The 16,803-nt window shown below is 71.1% G+C and carries 16 protein-coding genes; 6 read left to right on the top strand and 10 right to left on the bottom strand.

Translation table 11 applies throughout. The annotated features are described in order from the left end of the window. Window positions 1-59: 59 nt before the first annotated feature. From pip to A4R44_RS43980, 4 genes are read right to left on the bottom strand one after another with little or no spacing between them, the layout of a single operon-like run. Window positions 60-1,007 (bottom strand): prolyl aminopeptidase, encoded by a 948-nt coding sequence (pip, locus tag A4R44_RS43995; protein WP_067595369.1) that lies wholly within the window; start codon window positions 1,005-1,007, stop codon window positions 60-62. Between the two features lie 11 nt (window positions 1,008-1,018). Then, window positions 1,019-1,747, bottom strand: coding sequence for an ESX secretion-associated protein EspG (locus tag A4R44_RS43990; protein WP_093576563.1), 729 nt, complete (start codon window positions 1,745-1,747; stop codon window positions 1,019-1,021). 24 nt (window positions 1,748-1,771) lie between these two features. Next, on the bottom strand, window positions 1,772-2,557 hold the full coding sequence (locus A4R44_RS43985; RefSeq protein WP_067595365.1) for a WXG100 family type VII secretion target: 786 nt from the start codon (window positions 2,555-2,557) through the stop codon (window positions 1,772-1,774). Between the two features lie 33 nt (window positions 2,558-2,590). Next, the gene (locus A4R44_RS43980; protein ID WP_067595363.1) at window positions 2,591-2,923 is read right to left on the bottom strand and encodes a hypothetical protein; all 333 of its coding nucleotides are present in this window, start codon (window positions 2,921-2,923) and stop codon (window positions 2,591-2,593) included. Between the two features lie 170 nt (window positions 2,924-3,093). On the opposite strand from A4R44_RS43980, the gene A4R44_RS43975 reads away from it, so the two are divergent. The 6 genes from A4R44_RS43975 to A4R44_RS43950 all read left to right on the top strand — a co-directional run bounded on the left by A4R44_RS43975 (window position 3,094) and on the right by A4R44_RS43950 (window position 8,969). Then, entirely contained in the window at window positions 3,094-3,681 is a 588-nt protein-coding gene (locus A4R44_RS43975; protein ID WP_037814298.1) for a TetR/AcrR family transcriptional regulator, read from the top strand. Window positions 3,682-3,752: 71 nt separating this feature from the next. Beyond that, window positions 3,753-4,271, top strand: coding sequence for a TIGR03086 family metal-binding protein (locus tag A4R44_RS43970; RefSeq protein WP_232792065.1), 519 nt, complete (start codon window positions 3,753-3,755; stop codon window positions 4,269-4,271). 544 nt (window positions 4,272-4,815) lie between these two features. Beyond that, a complete protein-coding gene (locus A4R44_RS43965; RefSeq protein ID WP_067595361.1) occupies window positions 4,816-6,141 on the top strand; it encodes a hemolysin family protein in 1,326 nt (441 codons plus the stop codon). Then, window positions 6,138-7,181, top strand: coding sequence for a hemolysin family protein (locus A4R44_RS43960; RefSeq protein ID WP_067595359.1), 1,044 nt, complete (start codon window positions 6,138-6,140; stop codon window positions 7,179-7,181). Before A4R44_RS43965 ends, A4R44_RS43960 begins: the two co-directional genes overlap by 4 nt. Before the next feature lie 79 nt (window positions 7,182-7,260). Further along, window positions 7,261-8,193, top strand: coding sequence for a 3-methyladenine DNA glycosylase (locus A4R44_RS43955; RefSeq protein ID WP_067595356.1), 933 nt, complete (start codon window positions 7,261-7,263; stop codon window positions 8,191-8,193). Window positions 8,194-8,282: 89 nt separating this feature from the next. Then, window positions 8,283-8,969 carry a substrate-binding domain-containing protein gene (locus A4R44_RS43950; RefSeq protein ID WP_093576541.1) on the top strand — a complete coding sequence of 229 codons (687 nt, stop codon included), beginning with the start codon at window positions 8,283-8,285 and terminating at the stop codon, window positions 8,967-8,969. A gap of 129 nt (window positions 8,970-9,098) precedes the next feature. Here A4R44_RS43950 and A4R44_RS43945 read toward each other — a convergent pair whose 3' ends face one another. From A4R44_RS43945 to A4R44_RS43920, 6 genes are all read right to left on the bottom strand, one after another. Further along, complete coding sequence (locus A4R44_RS43945) at window positions 9,099-9,887, bottom strand: aldo/keto reductase (protein ID WP_067595354.1); 789 nt, start codon at window positions 9,885-9,887, stop codon at window positions 9,099-9,101. 138 nt (window positions 9,888-10,025) lie between these two features. Then, on the bottom strand, window positions 10,026-10,508 hold the full coding sequence (locus A4R44_RS43940; protein ID WP_067595352.1) for a hypothetical protein: 483 nt from the start codon (window positions 10,506-10,508) through the stop codon (window positions 10,026-10,028). Between the two features lie 17 nt (window positions 10,509-10,525). Next, entirely contained in the window at window positions 10,526-12,949 is a 2,424-nt protein-coding gene (locus A4R44_RS43935; protein ID WP_067595349.1) for an FAD-dependent oxidoreductase, read from the bottom strand. 19 nt (window positions 12,950-12,968) lie between these two features. Continuing rightward, a complete protein-coding gene (purU, locus tag A4R44_RS43930) occupies window positions 12,969-13,814 on the bottom strand; it encodes a formyltetrahydrofolate deformylase (protein ID WP_067595346.1) in 846 nt (281 codons plus the stop codon). Then, entirely contained in the window at window positions 13,811-14,359 is a 549-nt protein-coding gene (locus A4R44_RS43925) for a sarcosine oxidase subunit gamma (protein WP_093576545.1), read from the bottom strand. Before A4R44_RS43925 ends, purU begins: the two co-directional genes overlap by 4 nt. Further along, the coding region (locus A4R44_RS43920; RefSeq protein WP_232792064.1) for an FAD-dependent oxidoreductase at window positions 14,349-16,803 on the bottom strand (2,455 nt) is incomplete at its 5' end. The genes A4R44_RS43925 and A4R44_RS43920, both read right to left, overlap by 11 nt.

The raw sequence follows: 16,803 nt of genomic DNA, 5'->3' as shown, positions 1-16,803 counted from the left end.
TAACAGAAGACCACAACGACTAACCACCCCGGTTCCACAACACCCTCTCAGGGTTCCCCTCACGCACGGGTGGCGAATTTGTCGGTTGCGGAGATCAGGGCGTTTTCCATGGAGGGGACGGCGGTGGTGTGGCCCGCGCCGCCCACCAGGATCAGGTCCGCGTCCGGGATAGCGCGTTCCAGCAGCCAGGGGGTGCCGACCAGGTTGCCCAGGTCCAGGATGCCTTGTACCAGGACCACCGGGATTCCGGCCAGTTTGCCCGCGTCGCGGAGGATTCCGCCGTCTTCCAGGAAGCAGCCTCGGGAGAAGTAATGCGTGACCAGGCGGGCGAAGCCCAGGCGGAAGCGGGGGGCTTCGAATTTCGGGGAGGGCGGGACGCCGGGGAGCATGGCGGATTCCCAAGCGCACCAACCCTGCGCGGCCGGCTCGTGAACAGCCGGGTCCGGGTTCGTGAGCAGGCGGTAGTAGGCCGCTGACAGGTCGCCGGTTCGTTCGTTTTCCGGTACGCCTTCGCGGAAACGGGCGTAGGCCTCCGGGAACAGTTCGCCCAGGCCGCCGGTCAGCTGGCCGATTTCGATCCGGCGGTCGGTGGCCAGGCCCATCATGACGATTTCCGTCACTCGTTCGGGATGCCGTTCCGCGTAGGCCAGGCCCAGTACGCAGCCCCAGGATCCGCCGAAGAGCTGCCAGCGGTTGATTCCCAGGGTTTCCCGCAGCAGCTCCAGGTCGGCGATCAGGTGGCCGGCGGTGTTCGCCTTCAGTGCTGCGACGGTGTCGCCCGCGTGCGGGGTGCTGCGGCCGCAGCCGCGTTGGTCCAGCAGGACGATCCGGTACTTGTCCGGGTCGAAGAATCGGCGCATGCCTTCGCCGCAGCCGGTTCCCGGGCCGCCGTGGAGGACGGCCACGGGTTTGCCGCCGGGGTTGCCGCAGGTTTCCCAGTACACCTGGTGGCCGTCGCCGACGTCCAGCAAGCCGCTGTCGTACGGTTCGATTTCCGGATAGCGCACCGAGCGTCCCCTCAGGTCAGGGTGCGCTCCAGAACCCGCAGCGCACCGCACAGTTCAGCCGGGCCGGCCGGCCCGATCCGGATTTCCGCGTCCGGCCCGGCCCCGACGGTGTAGCTCAGGTACCGGCCCCAGTCCGTGTCCGCGTAATGCAGAGGTTCTTCCAGCCGGACGTACCGGCCGACATCGTCGCGTCGTCCCGCGTACAGCTCTCCGCTTCCGTGCACCGGACGCTGCACCAGGGTTAACACGTCCGACAGCACCGGGTCCAACGGAAAAGCGTCCTCGCCGCGCCGGGCGGCTTCGGTCAGGTCCGCGACGCGCACGCTGCGCACGTGCCCGCCGCCCGGCCCCACCGCGGGCAACTGCTCCACGAGCGTTTCCAGCACGCGCTCCCGGTCGATCTCCTGGACGCCGACGTGTTCGCCGTCCGACACCGCGAGCACTGCCTGCAATCCGCTCGCCGCGGCGAGCACGCCGTACGTGCGGTCGCCGGTCGCGACCCAGCCGTAGTACTCGACCACCGGGCGCACGAGCAGCGGCAGCCAGTCGAGGAAGTCCACGGTGGCCCGGCCGCGCGCGTCGACCAGTCCGGCCAGCGCCAGCGCGTCGTCCACCCGCTTGGCCGCTTCGTCGCGCTCGGTTTCCGACAGCCACGCCGGATCCGGCCGCAGCGTCACGTGCAACCGGCCCACCTGCTCGCGTTCGGCCAGCGCCGCGAGCGCTTCGACCGGGACATCCACCCGGCCCGCCGGATCGGCCACCGGCTACTCCTCCTCGTCGCCGAGAACCGGCTGGGTCGCCGAACCGTCCGCCCCGAACGTGCCCTCCGGATCGGATTCGAGGAGGTACTCCGGCCGCCAGTGCAGGCCGTCGCCGGGGCCGCCCGGTGCGACGGGAGCGCCGCCGGCCGCCGGGGCCGAGCCGCGCTGAGACGGTTCGCTCACCGAAGCGGGCAGCACCGCGGCGCCGGGGCCGCTCCGGTCGTGGCTCGCGGCGGTTTGCGTGGCCGTACTGTCCGAAGTGGTCCGGCGGACAGCGGCGCCGTCGGGGACGATCGGGCCGTATTGCTTCGGCAGCACGCGTTTGGTGTTCGCGGTGACGCCGTGGTACTGCTCCATCACCCGGACATTGTTCTCGTTCGCGCCGTGGAACCGGTCGATGCCGTCCTGAAAGGACGCCGGCGCGGCCGGCGCGGGCAGCACCGCCTGCAACGGCCCGGCCCACGGCTGCGGCCGCTCCGGGCGGGGCGGCACGTCGACGACCGCGTGCCGGGAACTTTCGAAGCTGCTGGCCTGGGTGTCCATCGACGCGCTGGTGAGGTCGAGCGGATCGGCGGACTCCCGGAACCCGGCCTCGACCGGTCCCGCGCCCGCCTTCGCGGCGTCCGCCGAGTCGCCGGTCCACGAGCGCGCCATCCGCTCCTGAAGGTCTTTCACGCTCTGCGCGCGTTCCAGGTAGGCCGCTGAAAGCTCCTGGACTTTCGCCGCGGCAGCACGCAAACCGGACGTGTCGCCGCCGCGGAAGTTGTCGAAGATCTGCTTGCCGTCCACCTGGTTCCCTTCGTGCGCAGCCGGGTCGTTCGCTTACCGGCCGCGACCGAGGTCGGCGCCTGCCCGGTCCGCCTCGGCGGTCCGGTCCCGCGCGGTGCGCAGCTTGTCGAGGTACCCGGCGGCGTACCGGCGCAACGCCTCGTTCTGGTCGCGCAGCGTGCGCAGGGAGTCCGCCCCGGCGGCGGCGTACTCCGCGCTCGCCGGGTCCGCGCCGGGGGCGGCGAAGACCGCGAGGATCTCGTCGATCGCGCGGCCGTCGGCGGCGATCTTCCCGAGCTGGTCCTCCCACAACCGGATGACCGCGGTCAGCTCCGCCGCGTCCATGGCGAAACCGCCGCGCGCAGGGCCCGACTCGCCGATGACCAAGGCCGCTCCCTTTTCCGGTGCTCACGTCGTGATGTGCACAGCGTAGTCAACCGGCCCGGTCGTGTCAGCCGAGAACCCGCCGGTGTGACGGCGCACATCCGTTCCGCCTTCACGTCACAGTACGTACGTACGGATTGCGAGAACCCGGTCCTCGATGTCAGGATTTCAGGATGCCACGGGTCAGCCAGGATCACCTCGACGCACGCCGCCGGCAGATCCTCGACGGCTCGCGCGTGTGTTTCGCACGCTACGGCTACGAGGGTGCCACGGTCCGCCGTCTGGAAGAAGCCACCGGATTGTCGCGCGGAGCGATCTTCCACCACTTCCGCGACAAGGAATCGCTCTTCCTCGCCCTCGCCGAGGACGACGCGGTGCGGATGGCCGACGTCGTCGCCGAACAGGGCCTGGTCCAGGTCATGCGCGATCTGCTGGCCGGGAACAGCGAACACCCGGCGGACTGGCTCGGCACCCGGCTGGAGGTGTCGCGGCGGCTGCGCACCGACCCGGAGTTCCGCGGCCGGTGGGCGGAACGCTCGCAGCAGCTGACCGAGGCCACCCGCGACCGCCTCGAATGGCAGCGCAAGGCCGGCAACCTGCGCGACGACGTCGACGTCAGCGTGCTGACCGCGTTCCTGGAACTGGTGCTGGAAGGGCTCGTGTCGCACCTCGCGATGGGCCTTCCCGGAGACGACCTCGGCCCGGTGCTGGACCTGGTCGAGGAGACCGTGCGGCGGCACCGGCCGGGCGCGCGCAGCTAGGGTTCCCGCGCGATCAGCCGGGTTCGTGGTCACTGTGCATCTCCTCGCCGCCCCACGGCAGCGCACTGGACGTGTTCGACGCCGCCGGTCCCGGCGACTGGGCCCGCGGCACGCCGTGCACCGGCTGGTCAATACACGATCTGGTGAACCATCTGGCCGTCGAGCAGCTCCGGGCGCCGCATCTGCTCGCCGGGGCGACCCTCGACGAGGTAGGCACCCGCTACGACGGCGATGTCCTCGGCGACGACCCCCTGTCGGGGTGGGAGAAGGCGTCCGCCGCCGCCCGCGAAGCGTGGCTCTCCCCCGGCGCGCTGCGCGGCACCGTGCACGTCTCGTTCGGGCTGGTACCCGCCGAGGAATACGGCTGGCAGATGACGCTCGACCTCGCCGTCCGCGGCTGGGACCTCGCCACCGCGCTCGGCCGCCCGAACCCGGTCCCGGACAGCCTCGCCCGGCGGCTGCTCGACGTGCTGCGCCCGATGATCGACGACTGGCAGGGGCTCGGGCTGTTCGATCCGCCGGTCGCGGTCGGCCGCAGTGCCGCGGCGCCCGACCGGCTCGTGGCCTTGCTGGGCAGACGACCGCGCTGAACCACCACAGTGGACCGATGCCCGGCCGCGTGGCTCGCGCTGATGTTCGGTTCCCCTCACGAACATTCACACGTGCCCGACGGCGGCCTGGGGCAGCTTCGCGCACCGCGCCTGCGGAGGTTGCCGCCCTGCCGTGGCGGGCTCGCGCGCTGGCGAGGGGGAGAAGCCGCCCGGCGCGTCTCGTCGGCTGGTGCTCCGCATAGCCCTGGCAGACACCGCTCCCGCGAACCCTCCGCACCGCGCTGCTCAGGAAACCTCGATGCGGCGTTGGGCGGGGGCGCACGTCCGCGGCCGGGATGCCGCTGGCGGAAGCGCGGTTCCCGCCGCGGCGGGAACGGAAACGCGCGCCGGGTTCGCGTCCTGTCGCCGCACGGCTGTCCGGACCCGGTACGATTGTCGGCATCTTCGCACTACAAACCCGCTATGCCGAGGAGTGACTTCCATCCGTGCGCGCTGCGCCATCGCCCGGTGACAGTACCGGGCCGGGTCCGCATCGACCCGGCTTCCCGCCCGCCGTCGGTTCCGCCGTCCCGGACGGTGCGCTGTGATCCACGTCCTGCTTTCCGTGCTCGGCGTGCTGCTCTTCCTGCTTCTCACGATCGGCACCGGCCTCGCCGTGGCCGCCGAGTTCTCGCTCACCGCGCTCGAACGAAGCACGGTCGACGCGGATGTCCGCCAGGTCGGTGACAAGCGTTCGCGCACCGTCCAGAAGGCGCACCGCACGCTGAGTTTCCAGCTCTCCGGCGCGCAGGTCGCGATCACGCTCACCACGCTGATCACCGGTTTCCTCGCCGAACCGCTCATCGGCGACCTGGTCCGCCCGCTGCTCGACGCCACGGGCCTGCCCGCTTCGGCGGCGTCCGGGGTGGCGGTGGCGGTCGCGCTCGTGCTGGCCACGTTCCTGTCGATGATCCTCGGCGAGATGGTGCCGAAGAACATCGCGATCGCCCGGCCGCTGCCGACCGCGCGCGCGGTTTCCGGCTACCACGCCCGGTTCTCCGCGCTGTTCCGCTGGCTCATCACGCTGATGAACAACAGCGCCAACTTCCTCGTCCGCAAGTTCGGCATCGAGCCGCAGGAGGAGCTTCGTTCGGCGCGGTCGCCGCAGGAGCTGGGCTCGATCGTCCGCTCCAGCGCGGAAAGCGGAAAGCTCGACACGTCCACCGCGGAGCTGCTGGACCGCTCGCTGCGCTTCGGCGACCGCACCGCGGACGAGCTGATGACCCCGCGCGTGCAGGTCGAATCGCTCACCGTGGACGACACGATCGACGACTTGATCGACATCTCCCGGCGCACCGGGTTCTCGCGGTTCCCGGTCTACACCGAGGATCTCGACGACGTCCAGGGCGCGGTGCACGTCAAGCAGGCCTTCGCCGTGCCGGCCGCCGACCGGGCGACCACGCGGATCCGTTCGGCGATGCGGCCGGTGCCGACCGTGCCGGAATCGCTGCCCGGCGACGACCTGCTGAACCGGCTGCGCGATTCGCGCTACCAGCTCGCGATCGTGGTCGACGAGTACGGCGGCACCGCCGGGCTGGTCACGCTGGAGGACGTGGTCGAGGAGATCATCGGCGACGTCCGCGACGAGCACGACGACCGCGAGGCCCCGGCCGCGCAGCAGCTCGGCGCGGACCGCTGGCTCGTGTCCGGGCAGCTGCGCGCGGACGAGGTCCGCGACATCACCGGCTTCCGGATGCCCGAGGGCGACTACGAAACGATCGCCGGGCTGATCCTGGAGCGGCTCGGCGCCATCCCGGCCGAGGGCGACGCCGTCGAGGTCGACGGCTGGCGGCTCGCGGTCACCAGCATGGACCGGCACCGCGTCGCCGAGGTCCAGGTGCGCCCGGCCGAAAGCGGGGTGACCGCGTGAGCGACTGGCTGAACATCGCCCTCGTCGTCGTCCTGCTGCTGGCCAACGCGTTCTTCGTCGGCGCGGAGTTCACCCTGATCTCCTCGCGCCGCGACCGGCTGGAAGCGTTGCTGGAGCAGGGAAAGACGCGCGCGCAGATCGTCATCAACGCGAGCAAGCACGTTTCGCAGATGCTCGCCGGGGCGCAGCTGGGGATCACCATCTGCTCGCTGCTGCTCGGCCGCTTGGGCGAGCCCGCGGTCGCGCACCGGCTGTCCGGGTTCTTCGACCTGCTCGGCCTGCCCGACCAGCTGCTGCACCCGATCTCGTTCGCGATCGCGCTGGCGTTCATCACCATGCTGCACGTGCTGATCGGCGAGATGGTGCCGAAGAACCTCGCCATCGCCGAACCGGAGCGGCTGGCGCTGTGGCTCGTGCCGGTGCACGTGGCGTGGGTGAAGGTGGCGAACCCGGTCATCGCGTTCCTCAACTTCGTCGCGAACTCCTTGCTGCGCCTGATGAAGGTGGAGCCGAAGGACGAACTGGAGACCGCGTACAGCTCCGACGAGCTCGCCGAACTGCTCAGCGAATCGCGGCAGGAAGGGCTGCTCGACCAGTCCGAGCACCGGCGGCTTTCGCAGACGCTGTCGTCGGTCGCCAAGACCGTCGCGGACGTGCTGGTGCCCACCTCGGAACTCACCACGCTCCCCTGCGGGCCGACGCTCGGCGACGTCGAGCGCGCGGTGTCCACCACCGGGTTCTCGCGCTTCCCGGTGTGCACCGACGACGGTTCGCTGACCGGCTACATCCACGTCAAGGACGTCCTCGACCTCGTCGGCCAGGACCCCGGCACGGTGGTGCCGGACGACAAGACGCGGCCGCTCACCGAACTGCGGTCGGACGCACGGCTCGACGTCGCGCTTTCGGCCATGCGCAAGGAAGGCAGCCACCTCGCGCGGGCGCTCGACGCGTCCGGCGCGGCTGTCGGCGTGGTGGCGCTGGAAGACCTCGTCGAGGAATACGTGGGGACCGTGCGCGACGGCACCCACGTGGCGGCATGAGCACAGCTTGCGAGCGCATCATCGGCGCTCATGCCGCCTCCCGGACGACCAGCGCGAAACTCGTCAAGGAGGCGGCGGCATGAGCGCGGTCGTGCTCGCCGAGGCGGACTGGCAGGCCCGGGAGCGAGCGCACGCCGAGCGGATGCGCGCGTGGACCGGGCCGCACCAGGAACGCCGGGCACGCGGCGAAAAGCACCCGGTCCTGGATTTTCTGTTCACCTACTACTCGCACCGGCCGGGGCATCTCGAACGCTGGCAGCCGGGTCCGGGCGTGGTGCTCGCGGGCGCGTCCGCGCGGCGGTTCCTCGATCGTCCGGCCTACGTCGAGACCGAGGACGGAGTGATGCTCGACCCGGCGGCCTTCACCGGCCGCCGGGCGCGCACCGCCGAGTTCGTGCTGAAGCTGCTGTCGGCCACGGCGTCGCGAGCGCCGCGGCTGAGCTGCTTCGGGCTGCACGAATGGGCCATGGTCTACCGCGAGCCCGCGGACTCGGTGCGGCACGCGCAGGTCCCGCTGCGGCTCGGCTCGGCCGGGACCGACCAGGTAGTGGAATCGATGGACATCCGCTGCGGGCATTACGACGCGTTCCGGTTCTTCACCGGCCCGGCGCGGCCGCGCAACACGCTGGAGCCGACCCGGGAATCGCAGGTCGCGCTGGAGCAGCCGGGCTGCCTGCACGCGAACATGGATCTTTTCAAATGGGCTTACAAGCTCGATCCGTTCGTGCCCGCCGAGCTGGTCGGCGACTGTTTCGTGCTCGCCGCGGACGTCCGTGAACTGGACATGCGGGCCAGCCCGTACGATCTAGCGGACTACGGCTACCGGCCGGTGCCGATCGAGACCGCCGAAGGGCGGGCCAGCTACGCCCGCGCCCAGGCCGGATTCGCCGAGCGGGCCGCGCCGCTGCGGGCCCGCCTGATCGGCCTCTGCCGCGGTCTTCTCGCCGACCCGGCCCAGCCGCCGGACCCCGTGCCGGGGTCGCCCGCCCGTGGAGCTGACAACTCTGCGTAACGGTATTCACCGCAGGTCGCTGGCCTGATAGAGTGATAACGGTTCGATTGCATAACTGAGCGTGTTGTGCATGTCACGAAAGGACAACGATGGGGCGTCACAGCCTGCCCGAGGAGCCGGTGCCGCACCCTCTCGACCCGCCGAAGCGGCCCGCCGGCCGCAGCGAGACGACCGGATCGCACCGGATCGTCGCCAAGAAGGCGCCTCGCAGGCGGATCGCGAAGTGGCCTCTCGTGGCCGTCGGGCTCGTGGTGCTGGCCACGCTCGGCGTGGTCGGCTGGAACTGGGCCGACAGCGTGCTCAACAACCGCGCCGAGGCGCAGGCCGCCAGCTGCAACGGCGGCCGCACCGACGTCCGGATCGTGGTGACCCCGCAGGTCGCCAAGCCGGTCGAAGCGGCGGCGGCGCGCTGGAACCAGGACCTGACCCAGGTGCACGGCAGCTGCGTGCACGTGGCCGTGCAGAGCAAGCCCGCCTCCGCCGTGCTGAACGCGCTCACCGGCAAGTCCTCGCTCGCCACGATCGGCGGCCTGCCCGACGGCTGGATCCCCGAATCGTCGTACTGGGTCGGTCAGCTCTCGAAGGCCAACCCGGACGTCATCGGCTCCCCCGCGATGCCGATCGGCTCCGGGCCGCCCGCGGACTACCCGTTCGTCGGCCTGTCCGGCACGTCGATCGACGAGGTCCAGCAGCGCGGCACGCAGAGCTTCCGGGCGTTCCTCAAGGAACCGGCCCAGCTGGCGGACTTCGCGGCGGCGGGGATTCGCGCTTCCTGATCCCCGGCACGTCAGCACCGCCTCCGGCCTCGGTCGGGCTGGGGCGGTGCGGGGGCGCGCGGGCGGCCACCTGCCGACCGCGCTGCCCTGCGCCAGCGCGCCCGCCGTGGGGCTCGCAGGCACCGCCGCTCAGGAGTCGAGTTCGGCCAGCGCCAGCAGGTCGTCCTCGGCCAGTTCGAAGTCGAACACGTCCGCGTTCTCCCGGATCCGCGACGGGGTCGCCGACTTCGGGATCGCGATGATCCCCAGCTGCAGATGCCAGCGCAGCACCAGCTGGGCGGGCGTCTTCCCGTACTTCGCCGCCAGCGCGGTGATCACCCGGTCGTTCAGGTTCCGGCCCCGGGCCAGCGGGCTCCAGGCCTCGGTCGCGATGCCGTGCTCGGCGTGGAAGGCGCGCAGCGGAGCCTGCTGCTGCCACGGGTGCAGTTCGACCTGGTTGACCACCGGCACGACGTCGGTCTCGTCGAGCAGGCGGCGCAGGTGGTCGACGCCGAAGTTCGACACGCCGATCGCCCGGACGCGGCCCTCGTTGAGCAGCAGTTCCAGCGCGCGCCAGGTCTCGACGTACCGGTCCAGCTCCGGTTTCGGCCAGTGGATCAGGTACAGGTCGACCGGACCGAGGCCTAACGCCTCCGCGCTGCGGTCGAACGCGCGCAGGGTGTTGTCGTAGCCGTGGTCGGTGTTCCAGACCTTCGTGGTCACGAAGACGTCCTCGCGCGGCAGCCCGGACTCCCGCACCGCGGCGCCGACCTCGGCTTCGTTGCCGTACATCGCGGCGGTGTCGATGCTGCGGTACCCGGCTTCGAGCGCCGTCGCGACGACCTTCGCGACCTGGTCGGGCCGGACCTGGTACATGCCGAGTCCGAGCTGCGGAATGGGGACCGAATTGTTCAGCGTAAGCAGGGGCGGCACAGCCATGCGGCGATCCTCACTGCGGTGTTCTCGGGGACAGCTCTCCTGGGGAACACCGCAGATCTTGCCACTGCCGGCCCGCCGCCGCTTCCGGCCCCTGCCGCAGTCCGCTGCCCGGACGTCCGTGAAGGGCCACTGAGGGAATCAGATTCCTTCGAGGAGTCCTTCACCGACCCGCACCGCCGCCGTGACCCGGGTGGCTCGCTCGGCGACCTCGTCGGGCTCCGCGGCGAGCAGGGCGCCGTGCCGGGCCTCGACCGCGACTCGCGCGGTCATCGCGGACGAACGCGCCATTTCCGCCGCCGCGGAAACGTCCGCCAGGGCAGCGGAGTCCACAGTGGACAGCAGGCGTTCCGCCACCCCGACCACCTCCCCCGCGGCGGCGACCACGTCCGCGGCGGGCTGGGCGCGGTCGGGCACGTCGTGCGTGACGGCGTGGGCGTCGATCTCCGCCAGCCGCAACGCATGCCGGGTCAGGTGGTCCGCTTCGGCGTCGCCGCCGGCGGCCCGGCTCAGCAGTGCCGCCGCTTGGGCGAGGGCGAGCGCCGCGACCGTCGCCCCGGCCGGAGCCGGGATCGCGGGGCGGGCGAGGGTGTCCAGGAAGTCGCTCACGATCTGGTCCCGCATGGCTGGTTTCCTTCCGCTCAGCGCCGGATGCGCTCCATCCCGGGGTCGACCAGCGGTTCCGCGGCCACAGTCGCGGCGACCCGCCGTCCGAAATACTCGATTTCCACCTGGTCGCCGATCTCCACCGAGCCGGGCAGCCAGGCGTACGCGATGGGGCGGCCGATCGTGTATCCGTAGGCCGCGCTCGTGACGTAACCCGCCGCGGCGCCGTCCACGAACACCGGTTCCTTGCCCAGCACGACAGTCCGGCCGTCGTCCACGGTGAGGCAGCGCAGCCGCCGGGCCGAGACCTCTTCGCTGCGGCCCTCGATGGCGGCCCGTCCGGCGAACTCGCCCTTCGCCGGGCGCACCGCGAACCCGACCCCGGCCTCGTACGGATCGTGCTCGGTGGTCATGTCGGTCCCCCACAGCCGGTAGCCCTTCTCCAGCCGGAGGCTGTTGAACGCGCCGCGCCCGGCCGCGATGACGCCCAGTGGCTGCCCGGCGCGCCACAGCGCGTCCCACAGGCGCTGGCCGTTGTCCGCGGAGGTGTAGATCTCCCAGCCGAGTTCGCCCACATAGGACAGTCGCAGGATGGTCGCCGGCACCCCGGCGATCCGCGCCCGGCGGCCGCGGAAGTACTTGAGCCCGGTGTGCGAAAGGTCTTCCGCCGACAGCGGTTGCACCAGGTCGCGGGCGAGCGGGCCCCACACGCCGACGCAGCAGGTGCCGCCGGTGGTGTCCACCACCCGGACGCCTTCCGGGGCACGGCCGCACAGGTAGGCGACGTCGATATTGCCGTTGACGCCGACCTGGAACAGCTCCGGTTCCAGCCGCGCCACGGTGATGTCGCTGCGGACGCCGCCCGCGTCGTCGAGCATCAGCGTGTACGTCACCGAGCCGACCGACTTCGCCAGCTGGTTCGTCGTGAGCCCTTGCAGGAACTCCAGCGAACCCGGCCCGCTGACCTCGACGCGCTTCAGCGGCGTCATGTCGTACATCGCGACCCGGTTGCGGGTGTGCCAGGCCTCGGCCGCCACGATCGGCGAGTGGAACTGCCCGGCCCAGGCGTCGCGCGCGGGCGGGAGGAAGTCGTGCGGCAGGTCCTTCAGCCGGGCCGCGTTGGCCTCGAACCAGTGCGGCCGTTCCCAGCCGCCCGCCTCCAGGAACACCGCGCCCAGCTCGCGCTGCCGGGCGTGGAACGGGCTGACTCGCAGGTCTCGCGGGGAAAGCCGGGGCTGCAACGGGTGCAGGACGTCGTAGATCTCCACGAAGTTCCGCTGCGCGGTTTCGCGGATGTACTCGGGAGCCAGCTGGACGTCCTCGAACCGGTGCACGTCCAGTTCGTGCAGATCGGTTTCCGAGCGACCGTCCACAATAGACTCCGCGACGGCCTTCGCGATGCCAGCGGAATGCGTGACCCAGATGGCCTCGGCGATCCAGAATCCGCGCACGTCGCTCGATTCGCCCACGAGCGAGCCGCCGTCCGGGGTGAAGGAGAAGATGCCGTTGAAGCCCTCCTCCGCCTTCGTCCGGCCCAGCGCGGGCAGCAGGAGCTTGCTTTCCTCCCACGACGGCGCGAAATCTTCCTCGGTGAACGGCAGCATCGACGGCATCGCGGACGCGGTGATCTCGCCGGGCTCGGCGAACTTGTCCACCGGCATCGGGCGGTGCGCGTAGGAGCCGATGCCGAGCCGGTCGCCGTGCTGGCGGAAGTACAGGTCCTGGTCCTGATGGCGCAGGATCGGCAGCGCCGGGCGCACCGGGTCGGCCCCGGCCAGTTCGGCGAGCTGGCCGGTCTTCGCGTATTGGTGGGCCAGCGGCAGCAGCGGGACGGTCAGGCCGGCCATCTCGCCGATCTCCCGGCCCCAGAATCCGGCGCAGGACACCACGATGTCCGCCGGGACCGCCCCGGCATGAGTCTCGACGCCGGTGACGTGCCCGTTCGCCTGCTCGATGCCGGTCACGCGGGTCGAGCCGACGAACCGTGCGCCGCGCGAGGAAGCCCGTTTGATCAGCTCGTCCACCGCGCGCGAGGCGACGGCGAGCCCATCGGACGGGACGTACAGCGCGCCGAAGATCTGGTTGCGGTCGAGCATCGGCCAGCGGCGCACGCATTCGTCCGGGTCGATCAGCCGCGCCTCGACGCCCCACGACGTCGCCCAGCCGTGCTTGCGTTTCAGGTCCTCCCAGCGTGCCGGGGTGCTCGCCACCTCCATGCCGCCGACCTGCTCGAAACAGCCGAGGTCGAGCAGTTTGCGGACGGTGTAGCCGGCGAATTCGGTCATCGCCTTGGACGGGTTGGTCTGGAACACCAGCCCCGGCGCGTGCGAGGTCGAACCGCCGGTCAGCGGCAGCGGGCCCTGGTCGAGCACGGTGACGTCGGTCCAGCCGCGCAGCGTCAGCTCGTCGGCGAGGTTCGCGCCCACGATTCCGGCGCCGATGATCACGACACGGGTCATGAGAACTCCCTGGGATAGGTCAGCGGAAGACGACGGTCCGGGTGCCGTTGAGGAGAACGCGCCGTTCGCAGTGCCAGCGCACCGCGCGGGAGAGCGCGAGGGCTTCGGCGTCGCGGCCGACGGTCGCGAGCGCGCGCGGCGAGTGCGAGTGGTCGACCCGCTGCACCTCTTGTTCGATGATCGGGCCTTCGTCGAGTTCGGGGGTCACGTAGTGCGCGGTCGCGCCGACGTACTTGACGCCCCGGTCGTAAGCCTGCGCGTACGGTTTCGCGCCCTTGAAGCCGGGCAGGAACGAGTGGTGGATGTTGATCGCGCGGCCCTGGAGTTTCTGGCACAGCTCGTCCGAGAGGACCTGCATGTAGCGGGCCAGCACGACGAGGTCGATGTCGTGTTCCCGTACCAGGTCGAGCAGGCGCTGTTCGGCTTCCGGTTTGGTCGCCGGGGTCACCGGGATGTGCACGAACGGCAGTCCGGCGGCTTCGGCCATCGGGCGCAGGTCCTCGTGGTTGGACGCCACGAGCGCGATTTCCGCGCCGAGCGCGCCCGCGCGCCAGCGGAAGAGGAGGTCGTTGAGGCAGTGCCCGGCCTTCGACACCATCACCAGCAGCCGGTCCGGGGTGCGGTCGGAGAACCGGTACCGCATGGCGTAGTCGCGGGCGACGACGTCGAACTCGCGGGTGAGATCGTCCACAGCGGACCGTCCGGCGCAGGTGAATTCGGTGCGCAGGAACAGTTCCCCGTGCACGTCGTCGTCGAACTGCTGGTGCTCGACGATGTCGCAGCCGTTGCTCACGAGGAACGTCGTCACGGCGTGCACGATCCCGGAGCGCTCCGGGCAGTGCAGGGTCAAGGTGAACTGGGTCAAGACTCCTCCTCTCGGTATTCCAGCGCCGCGTCGGCGAGCCAGGCGGCGAAATAGGGGGCGAACGACTGGCGCACGAGCACGGTGAACTCCGGGTCACGCACGAGCAGGACGATTCCGGTGCGGGCGTACAGCGTCTGGACGCACGTGCCCGGCGGCGCGGCCTTCGGATGGAGGTCGACGGCGCAGCCGTGCGCCAGGACGTCGCGGGCCGCCGGTCCGGCCAGCCGCACGGTGGTGCGCTGCGCGGAGACGTCGGTCACCGCGCCGACGGTGATCGCTTCCCTCAGCGCGTCTTCGGTGCCTGCGGGTGCGCCGAGCACGAGGTACTCGTCCGGCCCCAGCCACAGGACGTCGCCGATGCCGCTGGTAAACCGGCAGGCGTCAGGCAGGGCGGTGCCGAGCACGGCTGCCGCGGCGTCGTGGCCTTCGCGGATGCGGACGTTCAACTGCGAGAGGAACGGGCGTTCTTCGGCGAGCACGGCCGGTGCGCAACTGGAGAGCAGGCCCGCGTGCTCCGCGAGCGGAGACAGGGTCTTAGCCGTCACGGCGGGTCCCCTCCTTGTCGTAGAGCACGGATTCGGTCACTGTCACCGGCACCACCTCGTCGCCGACCGGGACGAACAGGGTCTCCCCGATTCGTTCCCGGCCGGAGCGGACGAGCGCGAGCGCGAAGGTGCGGTCCAGCACGGCGCTCGGGTAGCTGGAGGTGACGTGGCCGAGCATCCGCACCGGCGGGCGCGGGACGTGCGCGGTTTCGATGATCTGCGCGCCCTCCGGCAGCAACACCGTCGGATCGACCGGCAGCAGGCCGACGAACTGTTTCCGGTCCGGGCGCAGGTTCTCCGCCCGGGAGAAGGACCGTTTGCCGAGGAAGTCGGCCTTCTTCTTGGACACCGCCCAGCTCATGCCGAGGTCCTGCGGGGTGACCGTGCCGTCGGTGTCCTGACCGATGATCGGGTAGCCCTTCTCGGCGCGCAGGACGTGCATCGTCTCGGTGCCGTACGGCGTGATTCCCCGCTCCGCCAACGCTTCCCAGAGCGCCAGGCCGTACCAGGACGGCACGTTGATCTCGTACGCCAGCTCGCCGGAGAAGCTGATCCGGCACACCCGCGCGGCGATCCCGGCGACCTCGGCGTCCCGCCAGGCCATGAAACCGAACGCGTCGTTGCTGACGTCCAGCTCCGGCGCGAGCCCGGCCAGGATCTCGCGCGACCGCGGGCCGACAAGCGCCACGGTGGCCCAGTGCTCGGTGACCGAGGTGGCGAACACGCGCAGGTGCGGCCACTCGGTTTGCAGCCACTCCTCCATCCAGTCCAGCACCATCGCGGCGTTGCCGGTGGTCGTCGTGACGAGGAAGCGGTCCTCGGCCACGCGGATGACGGTGCCGTCGTCGATGACCATGCCGTCGACCCCGCACATCACCCCGTAGCGGATCCGGCCGACCTTGAGCGTGCTCATCAGGTTCGTGTAGAGCAGGTCGAGGAATTCGGCGGCGTCCGGGCCTTGGACGTCGATCTTGCCGAGCGTGGAACCGTCCATCATGGCCACGTCGGTACGGGCGGCGAGGCATTCGCGCCGGACAGCGGCGGGCAGGTCCTCCCCCGGCCGCGGGTAGTACCACGGGCGCTTCCACTGGCCGACGTTCTCGAACTCGGCGCCGTGCCCGACGTGCCAGGAGTGCAGTGCGGTGACGCGGACCGGGTCGTGCAGTTCGCCGCGGTTCCGTCCGGCCAGCGCGGCGAAGGCGACCGGGGTGTACGGCGGGCGGTAGGTGGTCGGACGGCGGTCCGCGAGGTCGGCGCCGAGGGCTTCCGCGGTGATCCCGGCGGCGAGCATGCCGGAGGTCTTGCCCTGGTCGTGCGCGGTGCCGATGGTGGTGTAGCGCTTGACGTGCTCCAGCGAGGTGAGTCCCGCGCCGGTCGCGCGGAGCACGTCGGAGACGGTGGCGTCGCGCTGCAAGTCCACGAAGCTGGTGTCCACATCGGACTCCGCGCCGGGGATCTGCCATTCGACGGCGGGGGCGAGTTCGCGCGGCTGTGCGTCGGAGACCGGGAGCGGAATTTCCACCGGTGCTTTCGCCGCGGCGGCGCGGCCTTCTCGCACGCAACCGCCGAAGTCGAGGGTGCCGTTCGCGCTCCCCGCCACCCGCGCGGTCGGGAGGTCGCCGTCCGGGACGTACGCGCCGAGGGCGGGTTCGTAGCGCAAGGCACCGCGCAGCTGGCTGAAGAGGTGGACTGCGGGGGTCCAGCCGCCCGAGACCAGGAGCGTGTCGCACGGGATCAGTTCCCCGGCGACGCGCACGCCGGTGACGCGTTCAGTGCCCTCGGTCCCGGTCACTGCGGTGCCGGTGCGGACTTCGATCCCCCGTTCCGCACAGGCCGCGTTTTCCGGCGCGGTCGGGCGGACGTCGACCACCAGCGGGACCTCGACTCCGGCGTCGGCGAGGTCGATCGCGGTGGCGTAGGCGGAATCGTCCATGGTGAACACCACCGCGCGGCGGCCGGGCACGACGCCGTACCGGTGCAGGTAGGTCCGCGCGGCGCTGGCCAGGAAGATGCCGGGGCGGTCGTTGTCCGGGAACACGATCGGACGCTCGTGCGCGCCGGTCGCGAACACGGTCCGCGCCGCGCGGATCCGCCAGACTCGCTGCCGGGCCGCACCGGACGTGCGGTTTTGCACGGCGAGGACGAAACCGTCGTCGTAGGCGCCGAACGCGGTGGTCCGGTCGAGCACGTCCACGTCCGGGGTCGCGCGCAGTTCGTCGGCGATCGCACGGGCCCATTCGACCGCGGGTTTGAGGTCCACGTACTCGTTCGAGCCGAGCAGCGAACCGCCGGGCTCGGGCTGGTCGTCCACCAGCACGACCCGGGCTCCGGCTCGCGCCGCCGTGCGAGCCGCGACCAGACCGGCCGGACCGGCACCGACCACGAGTACGTCGCAGTGCAGGTGCTTCGCGTCGTACCGCGCCGGGTCCGGTTCGGCCGCCAAC

The organism is Amycolatopsis sp. M39, assembly GCF_001651785.1.
GTDB lineage: Bacteria > Actinomycetota > Actinomycetes > Mycobacteriales > Pseudonocardiaceae > Amycolatopsis > Amycolatopsis rubida.
Note: the sequence above shows the minus strand (reverse complement) of the source record. Positions and strands in the feature narration are given on the sequence as shown.